Origin of the sequence: Prevotella pallens ATCC 700821 (genome assembly GCF_000220255.1) — a bacterium.
Classification (GTDB): Bacteria; Bacteroidota; Bacteroidia; order Bacteroidales; family Bacteroidaceae; genus Prevotella; species Prevotella pallens.
The window spans coordinates 136,690-154,827 of the sequence record NZ_GL982514.1 but is presented as its reverse complement, the minus strand read 5'-3'; the positions used below and the strand labels follow the sequence as shown (position 1 = coordinate 154,827).

Annotated in this window: 10 protein-coding genes; 4 read left to right on the top strand and 6 right to left on the bottom strand. The window is 40.9% G+C overall.

Annotation, left to right across the window (positions count from 1 at the left end):
- Window positions 1-195: 195 nt before the first annotated feature.
- From tamL to HMPREF9144_RS09780, 6 genes are all read right to left on the bottom strand, one after another.
- A complete protein-coding gene (gene tamL, locus HMPREF9144_RS09805; protein WP_006045866.1) occupies window positions 196-2,634 on the bottom strand; it encodes a translocation and assembly module lipoprotein TamL in 2,439 nt (812 codons plus the stop codon).
- Window positions 2,618-7,732, bottom strand: coding sequence for a translocation/assembly module TamB domain-containing protein (locus tag HMPREF9144_RS09800; protein WP_006045865.1), 5,115 nt, complete (start codon window positions 7,730-7,732; stop codon window positions 2,618-2,620). The genes tamL and HMPREF9144_RS09800 overlap by 17 nt, the downstream gene beginning before the upstream one ends.
- A gap of 325 nt (window positions 7,733-8,057) precedes the next feature.
- Entirely contained in the window at window positions 8,058-8,897 is an 840-nt protein-coding gene (locus HMPREF9144_RS09795; protein WP_006045863.1) for a DUF5991 domain-containing protein, read from the bottom strand.
- Window positions 8,898-8,995: 98 nt separating this feature from the next.
- Entirely contained in the window at window positions 8,996-10,342 is a 1,347-nt protein-coding gene (locus tag HMPREF9144_RS09790) for an AAA family ATPase (protein ID WP_006045862.1), read from the bottom strand.
- 389 nt (window positions 10,343-10,731) lie between these two features.
- Complete coding sequence (locus HMPREF9144_RS09785; protein ID WP_006045860.1) at window positions 10,732-12,147, bottom strand: hypothetical protein; 1,416 nt, start codon at window positions 12,145-12,147, stop codon at window positions 10,732-10,734.
- A gap of 286 nt (window positions 12,148-12,433) precedes the next feature.
- Window positions 12,434-12,970 (bottom strand): anaerobic C4-dicarboxylate transporter family protein, encoded by a 537-nt coding sequence (locus HMPREF9144_RS09780; RefSeq protein ID WP_487246493.1) that lies wholly within the window; start codon window positions 12,968-12,970, stop codon window positions 12,434-12,436.
- A gap of 727 nt (window positions 12,971-13,697) precedes the next feature.
- On the opposite strand from HMPREF9144_RS09780, the gene HMPREF9144_RS13570 reads away from it, so the two are divergent.
- The 4 genes from HMPREF9144_RS13570 (at window position 13,698) to HMPREF9144_RS09770 (ending at window position 18,050) form a co-directional block, all read left to right on the top strand.
- Window positions 13,698-13,847: a hypothetical protein gene (locus HMPREF9144_RS13570; protein ID WP_006045854.1), complete on the top strand. Its 150-nt coding sequence runs from the start codon at window positions 13,698-13,700 to the stop codon at window positions 13,845-13,847.
- Between the two features lie 638 nt (window positions 13,848-14,485).
- Window positions 14,486-14,623 (top strand): hypothetical protein, encoded by a 138-nt coding sequence (locus HMPREF9144_RS13360; protein WP_156792531.1) that lies wholly within the window; start codon window positions 14,486-14,488, stop codon window positions 14,621-14,623.
- A gap of 318 nt (window positions 14,624-14,941) precedes the next feature.
- Window positions 14,942-15,616: an HmuY family protein gene (locus HMPREF9144_RS09775; RefSeq protein ID WP_006045851.1), complete on the top strand. Its 675-nt coding sequence runs from the start codon at window positions 14,942-14,944 to the stop codon at window positions 15,614-15,616.
- Between the two features lie 211 nt (window positions 15,617-15,827).
- Entirely contained in the window at window positions 15,828-18,050 is a 2,223-nt protein-coding gene (locus HMPREF9144_RS09770; protein WP_006045850.1) for a TonB-dependent receptor, read from the top strand.
- Window positions 18,051-18,138 lie beyond the last annotated feature (88 nt).

Sequence of the window (18,138 nt, the reverse complement as noted above, 5' to 3'; positions counted from 1 at the left end):
TTGGCTAACCGTTCGTAACAGAACGGCAAATCATAAGCAACATTTTTCCAATTCGTTTACAACGAAATGGCGGTCCAAAAGCAGCCGTAGGGCGATATTTATAGTGCCTCCGCATATACAGTTAGCAATATTATTGCAATATGTTTGTGGCAAATGGAGGAAACATTTCCTAAGTTTTTATGCCTTCTATAAGCATTAGAAAGGCATTCCAATGGCAAGATGTAGGGCTTGCGCATCGCCAAAATGGCGAATATTATAGAGCCTATTCAACCCGGTTTCGTAAGGAACGTGCAGACCAATGCCCCAATCTACACGAAGCATAAAGAAGCCTATGTCGTACCGAAGACCTACGCCTGTGCCGAAAGCCAGCTCTTTAAAGAAGTTGTTAAAGTGGAATTGCGAACCCGGTCTGCTGGCATCGCTGTGCAAAGTCCACACATTGCCAGCATCGAGGAATAGTGCACCATACAAATTTCCTACCAAATGCGGACGATATTCCACATTTGCTTGTACCTTTACCTCGCCAGTTTGCTCTACATACGACCGTACGAGCGATGCAGAACGGTAAGTTCCCGGACCAATTTCGCGCACATTGAAGGCACGAATGCTGTTTGCGCCACCCACAAAGAACTGTTCTGAATAGGGAGCAAACCTGCTGTTGCCATACGCCCACACCACCCCTGCGTTTGCATGGGCTGCTATAGACGACTTGCCAGATAGCGCCCACAGTTTAGTAAAGTTAGTTTCGATTTTTACAAACTGGGCAAACGGATTTTTAAACATGGTTTTTCCACGCTTATTCCACTTTTCTCCGCTTGCCAAATAGCCTAAAGCGATCACGTTAGAGGCTTCGCTGACTGTAGACCACCACCTTATTGGATTGGCATATCCGCTCGGACTCTGGTACGTATACTGGAATAAGGCTTTCGGAATGAACTGATCTGCCATAGAAACTTCTAAATATGGCACACTATCGGTGAGTGCTTTAAAGCGGTTGGTTACGCTTCTCATATACTCGTATGTAAGCGATAGGGGTTTAAAAATGAACGAATGGCGTTCGCTGGGTGCCCAACTGTAAGTGAGTTCGCCTGCTACCACGTGGCGTTTAAAGTAGAGTGCACGTTTAATAACGTTGGTTGAAGCACTCAAAGTGGTCATTGGCGATTCGAAATAGGTACGTTGTGGCTTCAGCGTGAGAGGTTTTCCAGCTGCAATAGCGGCAGCTTCGCGTTTTCGCATACGTTCGCGAAGTATGCGAGGAGGTGTTTTAAACGGATTAAGAAAACGAGGAAACTGTAGGCTTACCTCTGCTCCGTATTGGTAATCGTTAATGCGTCCGGTGGTGCCAGCATCGTTGCTACGTTTTGTTGTCCACTCGTATGCACCGTGCAAACGCACATTTAGCAGTTCGGCACCACGGAAAGCGTTACGCTTAGTTACACCTACCACCAATTCGGGTCCATATTTTCCTGTTGTTTTTCCCCGTCCGTAAGCCTCCACATAGAAGTCGTATGGTCGGTCGAACATGAAGTCTAACGTTACATTAAGCGTGCTACAGGTGTCTGTAGAGTTGCTTGGTTTGAACGAAATGTTAGACGCCGTAAACAGTCTGGTGGCGTTTAGGCGTTCCATAGTCTCTGTGTGTTTGCTTTGTTGGTATAGGTCGCCGGGGCGAAATTGTAGGTCGTTGGCAATTACTCTGCTCCTTAATGGCGAGTGTCTACCGTTGAAATTAAGGTCGAACCCTTGTTTTTTGCGATGTTGGCGTAGTTCTTCCATAAAGTTTTTTTGCAGATTTACCGTTATTTTTCCTATGCGCCACTGTTTCAAATCGATGGGATTTATGGAGTCGGCAAGCTGCAAACGTGTTATAACTTTACCTCGAACGATGGTGGTATCTGCCAAATAGCTAGCGTCATTGTTCTTATAATAGTAGTAACCATTATTGCGAAACAGGCTCGTAAGGCGTTGTCGCTCTTGTTCAAGTGTGGCAACGTCGAAAGCATCGCCATTTTTTATAATGGCATTAGGGCGTGAAGCCTGTATCAAACTGTCGGCATCGGGTGGGAAATCTACATATTGCAGACTGTCGATGGTCCACAAATGTCCCATATTTACGGTGTATTTCAGTTTTATTTTCTTCTTATTTGATTGCGGAACAAGCTCGTGTGTAATCTTATTATTGAAGTATCCACGCTTATTTAGCAGGTTTTTTCCAACCGTAGCATGTAGGTCGGGAGACACGTTCGATAAGGTAATGGGTCGCGAACCGAACACTCTTGTTATCCATCTACCAAACTTTGTGGTATCGGGAGAGAAGGCATTCCATATCCATAACCCCACAGGGAAGGGCGATTTTAGCGATGGACTGCCAAAAAGAGAGGCATTTGGCTTTGTGGCTAACACAATATCGAGTTCTTCTTGCACAGAATTGAAGTGGGCGTTTTTGGTGTAGTTGGTGTATTCGGTGGGGGTCATGCCCGTGTAAAGTTGCTCACCTTCTGGCAAAGCACTGGTTGTGCTGCATGCCGAAAGCATAGCTGTGAGCACAAACAAAACAACTATTGCTATGCAAAACAAACTGCCACGTGCTGCTATAAAGTGGCTATGGTTGTGTTTATTGTTTCTTTTCATTTACGAAATTTATTAAACTGTCGCGCTTTGGAGCCTGTTCTTTCTTGCTTTTAAAGCGAAATATGTCTTTAAAATGCTGCAATTTGCGTCGCCACATAAAGCCTATTCCAAACTCTCCTTGGTTTCCTTCGAGCCAATCGTATGCTTCTCGCTCGTAATAGAGCTTTAAATACTGCGTTTCTTGTCGGTTTAAGCGATACTCTAACGAGAAGTTATCGAAGAAAGCACCGTTCTGTTCGGACACTTGAGAGCCTGTTGAGACACGTCCGCCCATAATTATTCGGAGCCTATTGTCCCACAAACGTTTAGAAAAACGGAAGGTATAGTCGGTGTGAAGACTACCCGATGCATCGGCAGCACTCTCCATATTGGCTGTAATGTCTACCCCCATAGAGTTCAAGGCACGTCCTGTTATGGCGTTTACTTGGTTCTGAAGGAATCCCATTAGAGCATTATTCATAGCCGAATTGGCGGTTGTGCCTGTGCTTCCATCAAAGTACATGCCCGATGCAAGCATAGTAACGGCAAGTTTAGAACGTTCTTCTGCACCCTTAGAACTTAGTTTTCCTTGCATTTCTTGGTCTTCTGGCGCTTGTATAATGAACTCTACGCCGGGGTTAGGGAAGCGTTTCGATAGTCGGACACCCGCCTCAAAGTCTACCATTCGTCCGTTGCTCGATCCATCAGAAACGTTGGTACGCACATTTTCGGTGGCTGTAATGCTAAGCAATGGTGTGGTTGGGTCGCCCATAAACTCTACATAGCTACCTTCTTTTATATTGAAAGTGTGCAATGGAATAATGGGTAATGAATACTTCATTTTACCATCGCTAATGGTGTAACGCCCTCTTAAGCGTGTTCCGTTAGTAGCATCGTACTCCATATTTAGGGTTCCTCCGCCCACAATATCTATATAGTTAGACCGCTCTGGGTTGAGTGCGCACACCAAATGAGCCTCGTTATCCACCTCGACACTTAGTTTCATGCTTAGTCCTTCTATATCTGGTCGCTTCACAACGTCCTTTGTTGAGTCGTTAAGATTGGTGAAAGTAACAAGGTTTTCCAGCTCGTTATCGTTGGCAAGCTGTGCATCGCGCATTATGTAAGTAAGGTCGGTGTTGTCTAAAATGTCTACTTTTCCAGCCAATTGGAGCGACGATAGTGGTCCTTGCAGCTCTCCATCGAAGTTTACAAAAGCCTTTCCGAATACTTCAGAACGTGCATTTTCCTTTGCATCAATTACTTGGAAGTTTCGTGTTCGCATACGTAAATCGGTGTTCATTCGGTCGAAATTAGAGAAATCTAAGTAGCCAGAGATGTCGAGCGGAGCCTTATTGGAAGCGAGAACCTCAAAGTTTTCGAACTCCACACGACTATGATTGATGAGCACTGGGTCGTTTGCGAAGTTGAGTTTTACCCCGTATGGTTCGCTGAAGACGTAGGAAGAGTCGAGATAAATCTCTCCATTTATATCCATATTTTTTAGTGGTCCTTGCATAGAGAGTGTACCTTCGCCTGTTCCGTGTAGGCCTATTATGCGGTCGGGAATAAAGCCGTTGATGTAACTAAGGGGGAATTTTTCGAGTGTAAACTCGGCATCTAAGCTGCCTTTACCCTTACTATCGTACACACCAATGAGCCTTCCTATCTCTTTATCGTCCTTTGTTAGCATACCATCTACATAGTGTGTGCCATCGTCTTTAGGCATATAAACAAACTCTGCCCCTACATCGCCCATGCTGTTTTGCTCGTATACCATGTTTTTAATACCCATATCGCTCGACACAGTTAGGCTAGATGCAGTTTGAATAACGTGATAGTCGCCATTAAGTTCGCCCGAAATGCGTGGTGCAAATGGTAGAACTTTCATAAGCTGACTAAGTTCGAACTTGTTGATAGATAGGGTGAAGTTTTGCAACGAGGTAGAATCGGTGTCGTCGCTGTATAGGTGTAAACCTGCTTCATCGGTAGCAAGCAATTGCATTTCTGCCTTTAGTCGTTTGTTTCTGCCTATATATAAGTAGTTGTTAGGCTCTACATTATATGTTTTATAGCCTAATATTGCTTGGGCAGAAGTAAGCGAAATGCTTATGCCTTGCCCTTGCATTGCTGCCTGTGCAGATAGTGCAAGAGCTGTTTTATTGTCCATATCGGTTATCAAAAGAGAGGTGTTGAGTCCACGATCGAATAGCGAACCGTGCACAAAACCTTGGTATGGATAGCTGTTTTGGGCATTGTTTAGCACTTGTAAGTCGTAGTTTAATCCTGTATCGTTGGTAGTTAGGTCTACTATTAACGAGTCGGCTTTCACATCGTTGTATACTAACGAGTCTACAACAATATTGCCGTTGAGTCCCTTTAGAGGCGATGATGTTAGGTTAATATTGGCTGTTTTAAACACATAACCTTGCTGTTCGAGCAACTTACTAAACAGATTTCCTTCGCCACTAACTAGTTTAAATTGTCCTATGGGGAGTAGTTTTTGCAACGAAGTTTGGTCTATTCGTTTGTTTTTCACTTGCTTTTGCAAGTTGGTTGCTATTTTTTCGCCTGCTGTTAGCACGTGTTTATAGCTTCCATGCCAGTCGGTGTTCAGTGCAAAATCGCCTCCTTCAATCACGGCATGGGTAGTATCGGCTCTACTTAGCACGTCTATGGTAACATCGCCGGGTACAAATTGCTTGTGGTCTGCCTGTACTTTCAGGTTACCAAGCATACCTTTCACCATTAATTTGGCTGCCATGTCGGTGCTAAAATCTATGTTTAGTGCACAATTAGACACGAAAGGCTTGTCTACAAACCCCATTTGATAGAGGTCGGCGTGGCGTATCACACCGTTAGCACCCCCATTTACCAAGTTGCCTGCCATTGTTGTGTGAATGTTTAAGTCGCCATTGAAGAGCGAAACAGTATTTCCTTCTCTATGTTCGTCTATCTTTAAATTGCCTAAATAGCCTTCCACAGTGTAGTGTTTGGGGCGTTCGGAGTGGAAAGCAATATTAGCTTCGGTAGACAGAAGGTAGGGTTTGTTTATTAGTTCTAAACCTTTTAGGTTGGCATAGTCTAACTTTCCATTCACGTGAGCGGCAGTTTTGGCACCATTTACATTTGCTGTAATGTTTAAATTGCCAGCTGCTAGCTGTTGTTTTCCGTGTTTATATTCGCCAATTACCATCAAATGGCGCAGTGGTCCGCTAACATAGTGATGGTTTTTTAGGTTAGAACGTACATCTATATCTACCCAAGCAGACACCACGTAGGGCTTTTTCATTACACCAAGTTGGTTTAAATCGACACGACGCAACCACCCTCGCAGATGTCCATCTATGTTTTTAGCCGACAGTTTGCCCCGATATGCAAAGTCGCCTCCTAACATTCGGTTTGTGCTAACAATGCGTGCACTGGTTGTTTCGCCATGTTTTGCAATGTCGGTGTTTATGCCATTGAGCACGTAAGAGCCGAAACGAAACTGCTCTATATTGGCTTTCAGTCGCAAAGATGCCTTTGGACTGAGCACATTAAAGCCTCTACCATATACCGAAATCATACCAGTGAAGGGGTGGAGCCCGGTTTTTGCAACGAAATGTTGTATTTGCAAATTGGTTGCACGCACTGTTACGTTGTAGGTTTCAGTGGTTTTGTTTAGGCTAGCCCGCACTGTAGCGTTCCCACCACCCTCGTATAGCAACATATTTGCAGCATATTGTGGTCCTTGTGCCTTTACTTTTGCATTGAAATCAATACCTGTTGGTATCTTAATGGTGCTATTTACGCTCTTGGGTAACAGCTGTTTTATAAAGCGAACATCTTGTAAGCTGCCACGTAAAGCAAGGTTTGCCGATAGATTTTCTGGCTTTTGCAATCCTGATATCCGTCCGTCCACATTCAAAACCAGGTGTTTTGGCATGCGAAAACATAGTTTTTGCAGAGTAAAAAGGTGGGTATTGCCTCGCAAAAACCCGGTTATGTTTATGCGTTCGGCAGGAATGGAGTGTAGAAACCTTGATGGAACTCTGCCATATAGTAGCGGTTGCAAGTCGTTAAGGGTGGTAAACCCATTCAACGATACGGCAAGTTGTCCGGGATTGTATGCACTAAAGGCATTCAAAGCCATTGTTATGTTAGCCTTTAGTTCGGTTTTGGGCAAACGCAGATAGAGCGATTGCAAATAGAGATTGGCTTTATCGAGCCGGAACTGTGTGCGTAAATCGTTCACAACCAGCCCACTTCGTTCAGTAAAATTGGCAGTTCTAACATTAGCAGAAGTAGCAATGGAGTCGTAAGAGAGTGAGTCTATGCCTATATTTAGGTTGTTCAGTGCTATGTGAGCGGGGTCGAATCCATGCAAAACGTGTGGAACAAAAGTCTTATCGTAGGTAAGTTGTCCACCACTCCACGCTATTTGGCGCACCCGATACACCTTATTATATAAGTCTATGAGTGCATTTTCCACAGTAGCTTTCTGGAAATTGGCACCCACAACCATAGTATCGCCAGGCATGTGTAGGCGGAAATTGGTGCGATAAAGGTTTATTTTATTGATGTTTATCTTCCAAACTGTTTTCTTTTTTGTAGTGTCTTTCGGTGTAGTATCGTTGAGTGCTATGTCGAGAAATCCCCCCTGCACATCGGCATTGTTTAGCATTGCCGTAGTATTGTTAAGGTCTATGCCATGCGAAACCACTTGCAACCGTTCCAAATTGCCCCTTATCTGCAAGTCGCCAATATAGTTCATAGTGTTCGCTTTCAGTCCTTTGAAGGTGAGTTGGTCTATCTCTACTTGTTTTTTTAGTAGTGGAATAAGCTGCACATCTGCCACAAGTTCTTTCACATCTGCCACTGTATCGCGCCTTTGTGGTATACTATCGTTTGGTCGCAATGCCATTACTTGTTCCAATTTTAGGTCGAGTGGGAAGCTAAGCGATACGTGTCCAACCGATATTTCTAGTCCTGTTTTCTGTGAAGCATAGTCTGCTACCTTCTTTACTATCCAGTTTTGAACAGGTGGCAAGTAAAGAAGAACAAGCAAAAATATAAACAATGATATTGGTGCTAACACTATGGCAGCCAGCCATTTCGTTGATTTTCGTATGCGCATAAGCTTGTTTCAGCAGTTGGAACAATATGTTTCAGATTGCAAATGTACGAAAAAAAAAAGTGCAAACAGAAGGTATTGTGCAAAAATGTTGGGGCAGTGATGTATAGGTTGGTAGCATTTTCTCTCTTCCGTAGAGTCTACCAGCAAATGTAAAATTCCCGAAGAACTCTTCTTTCGGCATAGAAAAGTTGAATTTTTCCCCCTCGGTCTTCTGTTTTCTCGTTTCCTATAAACAAGTATTTTTATGTTATCCCTTGTTGTAATGGAATATACTCAATGAGATTATGTGGTTTTGTCCTTGCCAAGCATTAAAAGTACCAAGGATTTATTTTATTTTTCTACATTCTATTTTTACATTTTTTTTGCCTTCAGTATTGCTGATAAACGGACTTTCCAGATAGTATTTTCCTTTCCTGTAATATAAATTCACTGTGGGTGAAACATTTCTGTCAATATTGGGCATCAGTGTATCTTCCGACAGCGATTTGACAAAATCAAGGGAGAGTTTGTCTTTCGTTTCTGTTTTTACACTGCATTGGATTTCAAAAGCAGTCATTTGCCCATTACCGCTGAATACACATTGGTCAGCCGCAATGCTCAATGTGTACTCTATGAAAGGCGAGGGAACAACGGTCGTATCTGAGATGAAGTATTCATATTCACCGAACCATTTGTGATTTTGAACGGCTACGATAGGTGTGGGGCTATCTTCTGGTTCTTGGTCATCGTACTTTTCCTTTATTTCTTTGAAATATCTCTTCTCATTGGTAAAGTAATTATGATACACTTCGCCATCTTCCATATACTTATATGTCCATAAAGCTTTATTCTGATCTATTATCTTACATCTGAATGGTGTGCAAATGTTATTGACAAAAGATATGATAAACTCGTCTTTTTCTAAATGTACTGTGTCTATGGGATAATGTACATCTTCCATATCGTACTGTACAAAAAGTTCTTTTTTTATTGTATCGACATTTATTTTGTGTGCTACATCAAAACAAGCATGGTATATTACGGTGTCTCCATTGTCTGTAATTGTCAATTGCTCCCAATTTCCTACAAAGGAATGGTTGTTGCTGTCTTTTATGTCATACCATTTTTGTGCATTGCTGCATGAATAGAAGAATAAAAGATAAAATAAGATATTTAATAATTTCATAATTAATTCCTCCTAATTTGTGTTACTACATATTTTTATAGCATTATATTTTGTATAGGTGGGTAGCCGTTGAACCAACCACCCAGCACCAAGATACATTATTTTATCTCTTCAAAGCTACCTTTTGAATTGATGCAATAGTATCTTCTACGCTCTTTTGTTTTCCCGCTTTCTCGCTTTTCCTCCACCTCGGTATAGTCGTTTAACACTGGTAAAGCACCATAATAACCTGCAAGATACTGCTTTGCGAAGTCGGCATCGTTGCGTATTCCGCGCAAATCGGCTAACGAATAGAGTCGCGTAGATTCATCTTCCTGCTTCTCGGCAAAGTAGAATTGGTCGCGACGCATAATGGAAGGAGACATCAAATTGGTGTCGTGGCTGGTGAACAACAGCTGCGAATTGTTTTTATTTATCTTAGGATTGTTGAACATTTCTATCAATTTGATGAGCAAGGAAGGGTGGAAATTACTGTCTATCTCGTCGATAACAATTAGGAATGGGGTATTTCCCATATTGAATGCCATAAGAAGCACTCCCGCCAAATCAAAGATTTTCTTGTTCCCGGACGACTCTCTGTACTCAAGATTCATTGACAATGGTTTGTTGTTACCATCGTGAGTAGTTCTTTTCAACAACACTTTATCCAAAGGAAAGTTACTATAATCATTATCAGGATAACTTTCATCGTCTATCAATTCAATGTCATCGTATTTCATATTGAATCGTTTCAGAAAAGAAAGAAAGAATGGTGTCGATTCTTTTATAATATTTATGGAAACGCCTCTGAATAGCCCTTTTTCTATGATATTGTTTATTGTATGAATGGTTAAGTAGTTTGCTATTTGCATAGGGATACCCTTTGCATCGAAAGCAGCCGCGTGAACAAGGAACAATGTGTGCGGATAGGGCAGCTTGGTGGGTATTATCATTCCTTCCGAAGTGGGCAAATTGTTCTCCTTCACCTCGTTGCCTACACGCAAAAACAGGCGTTTCATGTTTTTGTCTACATTGCCATAGAGCCACTCGCTCTCTATTTTAACATCGTTAGAACTATTCTTACCTGGTACATTATCAGACTTATTCACCACAAAACCATAGCGATACTTCTTGCCATTTAGTAACAATACTATCTGAAAGAAGCAACCTTCGTTGGACGTTTCGAAGAGAAACGGGTCGTAAAGTGGTCGTACTCCACGTGAATCTATCGCCAACGTGCGTACTGCATGTGCAAAATAGCTTAACGCCATCAGCATGTTCGACTTGCCACTGGCGTTCGCTCCGTACAGACCAACCGTCTTTAAGAGCGACACACCATTGTTTTTAACAATATTGTTAGAGTCTATTTCGCTGCCAGCAGGACTTTTCAAGCCTGTTGCTTTAAAGCTGATTGTCTGCAAATCTCTTATGGAACGATAGTTCTTTACGCTAAATTCTATAATCATAACATCGTAGTATTTCTGCAAAAATAGGCATAATTATAGAACTAACAAAACGTTTTCTTTAAAGTTTGCGGTTATTCTGCAAATTCGAAAGAAACGATATCAAATTATAGAAATATGGCTGGCGTGTAACTATCTATAAGCTACGCTGTTGCGAAAACCCATTTTTTGCAATGCAAAAACCCCCTTTTTGGAGTGCAAAAAGGGGGTTTTTGTAAGACAAAAGTATGGTTTTTACAAACCGATAGTATATAAGTAAGAATGCTCCTTGCCGGTTCGGCTGTTTGAGATATTACGAATACGCAACATCATTTCGGGGAGTTTCGTGGGTACGGGCACGATGAATCGGTCCCTAAGCCTGGCGGAATGGTTGCTGATAAATACATTATGCGTTAAATGCGCCTTACGTATTCTAATGCTTTCCCTATAACTTTATCTATATCAACCTCCAAAAAACGATAGTCATCTACCGATACCATACTAGGAATAGTCATAACACGGTCGAACGTTTTATACGTTCCTTCTTCCTCGTCTACCACCATTTGGTATAGCACACCCCTGTGGCAGACTTTCCCATGCCGTAGTATAGATTCCTTTGTTACGGCAAAACAGCCCAAAAGGTCCATAAAGTTCTCTTCTGCTTCAATAGCCGAAAAGAAGTCAGACAATTGGTGTTCTTTCACGCCAATCCTTTTTAGCAATGTCAAAAGCTTCACTAATGGGGTGTCAGACTGGAAGTGAAAGTTATCCGTAACACTCACTTCTTCTCGTATATATGCATCTTCGAAGTTGTCTAACACGTTCATCATGTCTTTAATATCGCTTCTATCCAGCCTTATTCCAATAGCCGTTAATCCTTTAGAGACGGTTTCGAAGTTTATTTTACACTCTTCTTTTACATACGATTGTAGGGAGCTTTTTGCATGTTCGGATACTGAATGATAGAAAGTAGTACGTGCAACAAACTCTTTTATATAGCTTTCGTAGTTGGCTTCGCCATAATAGTTACGAAAAATAGTGCCTATTGCAACTGTATCCATCATAAATATTATCTTAGCAAAACCAAACTTATTTTGTGTTTTTATTGGATTTATTTCGTTGTCGTCTCCCTGTTTTTCTGTTGCATTAGCTGTGGTTTTCTTTTCTGTTCGTGTAGAAAATATATTGAAAATACCAAACAATTGCACTGGGTCTATGCGGTCAAAGTCTTCTATTAATAGCACTGGTGTCTTTTTTAGTCCCATTATGGCATGTGTTATTAGCCAGCTCATAGGGTCTATTTCGCCTATTTCATTGGTTGCAGCAGACATTTTTGCTATTGATTTTGTAGCTCTTTCAAACTTTGCTCTTGCTATATTTTCTTTTAATCCCCTAAATTTCTTACACTGTTGAGCATATCCTTCTGCCAGAGTAATGGTTCCTTTTAAGAGCATACCCAGCTGATTGCCATTGCTTAATGTAGATGGTGCGAATCGCATAATGTCTTTTACAACATCTATAGTATTCTCGTTGAAATACCATTGCAATAGAATGTGGTCGGGAATTTTAATGTTTGTGTTTAACGTACCATCTAAAATGAGTTGGAAAAGTAGGTCGCGTTTAACATACTCTAGTATCTGTTCGTTCATTGCAACCTCGTAATTAATAGGCGTAAGCGTATAAAATGCGTATTGGTTGCTATACTTTTCTTTAAACTTTTCTATAAATTCGGAATTTCTTTCGCCTAATTTTACCGAAAAAATGGTTCTGTTTACATCAGCTGCATTCAGATGATTGTAAAACGCTATTAGTTTATTTGCGATATCCATAGGGATTTTTTGGTTAATGTCCTAATACTTAGTGATTAATATCTTTGGCTCCATTACCACACATTTTCGTAATGCAAGCATTGTGAATATATGGTTTAGAGCTTTCGATACAAAGTTACTAATAAATTTTTATAGTACAAATTTTTTGCGTAAAGTTTCTTTATATAAACGAAAAAAAATGATATTGGGTGGTTTTCTGTACACAAAGGTGTATTATTTCTAAGGTTTCTAATGCTTGCAGAGCGTATAGAAACCTTAGAAAAGTGTGGTAAAAGTGATGTATTTTTTAGTACAATCCGAACCAGAAATGGTAAACGTAGCTAATGCCAAGTCCGGCAATGGTTGCCATAATAACGTGTATCATACCTGGAGCCATAAACGAATGGTTCAGCAAATACTTACCAATGACGGTTGTTCCCGACCTATCGAAGTTCACAGTAGCTATGTCTGATGGATAATTAGGTATAAAGAAGTAGCCGTAAGTAGATGGCATTACGCCAAGAAGAATCCACCCCGGAATGCCTAAGGCATAAGCAAGTGGCAACATACTAACCACTACTGCGCCCTGAGAGTTAATGAGAACGGACACAGCAAAGAAGGCAATGGCTATAGACCAGGGGTATTCGTACACTATTCCTCCTAACAATTGTTGCATTTCTGCCTGGTAATTGTCAAAGTAAGTGTTGCTCATCCACGCTATACCATATATTGCTACCACTGCAACCATACGGTTTTGCCATACTGGTCCGCTAATTGCTTTCTTGGGTTTTGCCTTACAAAACATTATCATAAGGGCACATAATACTAGCATTATTATCTGAATGACTATGTTTTTTCAAGGTATATATACATAGAAAAAAGGTATATATATAAAAAAAAGAAGCTGTGCTGCACTTCATAAGTATTGGAACCACGAAGTTTTTTTAGTTTACCGCACAGCATTCTTTTTCTATGTTGCGCAATGTTCTCGGTTCCAATGTACAGCTTTTTTAGCTTCTTTCCACAACGTTCCCGATTGTACAACACTGCGTTTAATTTGTTTCAACATAATAGTGCTTATATTTCCACAACATTGTGGAACGCACAACTAAACCTCATAGGTATATTTTCATAATCCCTATTAGCTTGTATCAGTCCGTTGTAGATTTGCCTGTCGGTTGCTTCATAGCAGGTATTGACTACTATATACGAAGCTTTATGGTTAATTACGTTTATTTGTAACTTGCTGCAAAGGTAGATATTATTTTTGAAAAGAAAAGAAAAACACAATAAAAGTTTTCTGAAAACATCATTTTTTTTGGTTTTGCGCTTTAGGCTCTCTACCCTATCGCTAGTTCGTATATATATTAAGAAGAATCGGACTACGCTATTTTATTGTTCTATTTTCCTATTATAACAAAATAATTATAAGGAAAACGACATTTTGTATAGTGCTTTGTTTAAAAAATATGAAATATGTTACAATTCTTTCTCCTGCATTTGACATTGTCAAATAAATTGTTTATATTTGTAACGACTTAACATATATATCACAAAAGAAAGGAGTTTATATGAAGAGCTTAAATCATTCGGAGTTGTATAACGATAGTACAACCGAAAAAAATATGTACAACAAAAAGGAGAACGTGAACAATCTCCAAGGTGAAAAGTTGGAAACAACTGACAAGAAACCATTAGGTGGCGAAATATGGTATACCTAACAGCAATACACATATAGTGCTAACGGTATTGTAAAGGCTGTTTCTACGCTTTCGGTGTAGAGGCATTGCCCTTACCAAACTTAGAAAAGCGCAACCCCATTTGGTGGGTTACGCTTTTTTTTATTGCCTAAACAAGTTTATTAGAAGCTATATAACAATGTAGATAGAAACACCTGTTACAGCAGAAATCTACCTCCGCTGTTATTCCAAAATATATGCAGCAATCACCAAACAAAAGCCTCTCACATTCTATTGCATATTATACGATTATACACCCCCCCCTTTTTGCCGTGCAAAAGTATGGTTTTTGGCGTGCAAAAAGGGGGTTTTTACATTGCAAAAGTATGGTTTTTGCAATGCAGAAGTAGGCATTCTGTGTATGTTGTTGTGTTATAGCAAGTTGCAAGTGTACGTTGGTGCACATTTTTATGGTGTTTGCAGATACGTAAACACCCACAAAATGGCAGACCGTCAGCAGCCGTAGGGGCCGATTTATCGTGCCCGCATATATGAAAAAACCCACAAAATGAGAAACGAACATACGTGTGTGGTGGAATGAATATACGTATTTGATAATGTGGACATACGTGTACGAGGAAACGAATATGCATATTTAATAATGTGAAAATACGGATACAATGAATCGGTCCCCTACGCCTGGCGGAATGTTCGTGGGGTGTTTCGTGGTTGAATGTGGACATTTTGCGGAATGTTCGTGGGATATTTCGTGGACAAACGTGGTATTGTTGGCAAACCATAACACCGAAAATAATTGATATTACAACTGTTATGCTCTGTGCAAAGAACAATACAGAACACAAAAAAAACACACTTTGGTAAAACAAAAACAAATAAACGAAATATAAAAAATGGGTACACTATATCATCACTATTAAGTATTGATTCTGTGGTTTTTACCGTTTCGTACAAAAAAAATACTATAAAGTAGGTAAAAAGAGCATTTTCTTTAAAAATAAAATCACGAAAAATAAGTATTGTGTAAAGCATTCTTTCTTCCTAACTTTGCACTGCTTAGATAAGCAAAACAATAAAATTCAAATTTAATATAAACATAAAATAACAACAATAAAACAATGAAGACAAAGTTTTTTGCGGCTCTTTGCTTTGCTGCCGCCCTGTTTACATCGTGCAGTAAAGATAAAAACGATGAGCCTAAAGTTAAGCCTACACCAGAGACAGCACAGATTAAGCATTTCGAAACTCTTATGCCTGGCTACGATTCGTGGATTTATGTAGACCTCGAAACTGGTAAATACGAACAACAAGAAGAGCTTGGCGCACGCGAATATCGCAAATACAACACAATGACAGACTACGAAGTGGTGAAGACAGAACCTGCAAAAGGTAGCGAGAAAGACCTACCAAAGAAGTGGGATTTAGCCTTCCATATTACCGATGTTCGTACCAATGACGGTGCAGTATTGATGACCGACCAAACCAATATTAGTAGTATTAAAACACTTCCACAAGGCGATTATGTTGCAGATGTACCAAGCGAGATATTCGTAGAGTTGGGTGCTATGAAAGCAGGCGGCCTTATGGTAGTGTCAAAAACTATGTTAAACAAAGAAATGGCTAAGTGGGCGAAGAGCACTGGTATGGGTAAACCAAAGATAATTAGCGACAAAGTGTTTGCCGTTAAGTTTAAAAATGGTAACGAAGCCCTTATTTTATTCAAAGATTACTTAGACGCTACTGGCAAGAAAAAGGCTGTAAGCTTCGACTATAAGTTTATAAAGAAAGCATAACAGAGCCAAACTCTTTTATGCTAAACCATAGCACGAGCGATAAACATAGTGGCAGAAGCATTGCCAATGTTTATCGCTTGGAATGTGGTTAGCTGTAATCTATACCTTATTATATATAGGTTCACATGCCTGTCGTTCCCCTTCGGGAGAGCGATAAGGTGCACTTTATACCAAAATTACATAGAAACAAATTCATCAAAGCTTCAGTAAAATGAAGAAACTATTACTTATTCTCACACTCTTAACAACAACCTTCGCTACTATTTGTGCCGACAACGTTACACCAGAAAAAGGTTATCAGCTATCGGGAACGGTGGTTGATGTAGACTCTGACGAGCCTTTGGCAGGCGCAGTGCTAAAGGTTGAGGGCACCAATATAGTGGCAGGCACCAACAGTAAAGGCGAATTTACACTTGTTTTTGGTGCCAATAAGGTTTACACAGTACGCATTTCGTGTATGGGTTACGCCCCCCGCACAATACAAGTTCCGGCAGTTGGACACCCCACACTCAAAATAAAGATGATTCCAACCAACTCTAATTTAGAGGAGGTAGTGGTTACTGGTTCGCGAAGCGAGCGACCTTTGAAAGACGTTCCCGTAATTACACGTGTCATTTCGCAAGACGAAATAAAAACAGTAAACCCAGTAGACCTAAACACTCTCTTGGAATATACATTGCCGGGTATACAGTTTTACTACAACAGTATGAGCCAAACCACAAGCATTAACTACCAGGGCATGGACAGCAAATCGGTGCTTTTCTTGGTAGATGGGGAACGAATAAGTGGCGAAGGCTCCGATCATAACATCGATTTCAGCCGTATCAACGTCGATAACATAGAGCGAATAGAAGTGGTAAGGGGGGCAGCATCTACCCTTTACGATAGTCGTGCCATCGGCGGAGTAATAAATATCATCACAAAAAAGAGTTCTCGCCCACTAAATGTACAGCTAAGCTCGCGCTATGCAGGCGTTAACGGACAGAACTATGGTGTTCAGGTGGGTATAAACCGTAGCCGACTAAATTCGCAAACATCGTTCGGGTTCCGCAATCGTAGCACTTATTGGGTGAAAGATAAGGAAGGAAAAACCGTAGAACGTATTGCACCAGATGGTAAAGCCATTGAAGAAAGAAGCGAACCACGCGATTTGCCCGTGTACGGATATAAAATTTGGGACGTAGGACAACGCTTTAGCTATAGATTTACCGACCAGTTTACAGCCGAACTCTTTGGTTCTTTCTATGCAAACATACGTCCAACCTATCAAGGACGCCGCTATCATCAACGCTACGAAGACCTTGTTCTGGGTGCAAAAGGCAACTGGCAAATGAATAAAAACAACGGTTTCGCATTCTCGTACACCTTCGATAACTACGCAAAAAAAGACGATTACAACCTTGTTAAGCTGGTAGAAAAAGTGTACAACAACATTAACCACAGCGCACGCCTATACTATACGGGCACATTCGGACAGCATACATTCAACGCCGGAGTGGAAGCCGTACACGAAAGTCTACGCCATTATATGATGAAAGATACTGGTATGGTGAGCAGAACACAGTTCTCGCTCTGCGTTCAGGAGGATTGGAAAATCAATAATGCACTAAACATAGTGGTAGGACTACGTGGCGACAAAAGTCCAAACTATTCTTTCCACATCACACCTAAGGTTTCGGCTCTCTACAGACCACTTTCGTTCTTAACATTTCGTGCTGGCTATTCGCAAGGATACCGCATTCCCACCCTCAAAGAGCTGTATCAGGAGTTCAATATGGCAGGTATGATTACTATATATGGTAATAAAGACCTGAAACCAGAGTATGGAAGCCAACTCTCTGCATCGGTAGAATACGACCGTAACGGACTTAACCTGTCGCTATCGGCATACCACAACCGTTTCAAAAACAAAATAACATACGAGTATTTGGCACCCGGTGTAAACTACGATATGCATTATATCAACTCCGATAACGTTAAAACAACAGGCATAGAGGCTACAGTTAATTACAGAATGCTATGCGGCTTGAGCTTTATGGGGGCTTATACGTATATAAACGACTACAATGTAAAAGACGGATACAACCGTTCGTGGATACGTCCACACTCTGCTAAGTTCAACGTAACCTATAAACGGAAGTTCGGAAAAACCACCGAATCTATTGCACTCAATAGCCAATGGATGTCGCGAATAACACGTTACGCTTACGATTCGGACGCAAAGGCATACGTTCGCTACGTTTACGACCCACGAACAATATGTTCGCTCAACCTGCGGTCTGAACTTCCACGTGGTATAAACCTTGGTTTTATGATAGACAACCTATTTAATTATCACGATAAAGCGTCCGACTCTGATGTGCAACTACCACTCAACGGCATTAGCTACGTGCTTACAGTAGGCATAAACCTGTCCGACTTGTTCGGGAAATAATATCTTTCACATTATTATATATACTGTGCTACACAACTATAATGTATTGCTTACACAGCAACAACACCCTCTCACTATGGCGACAACC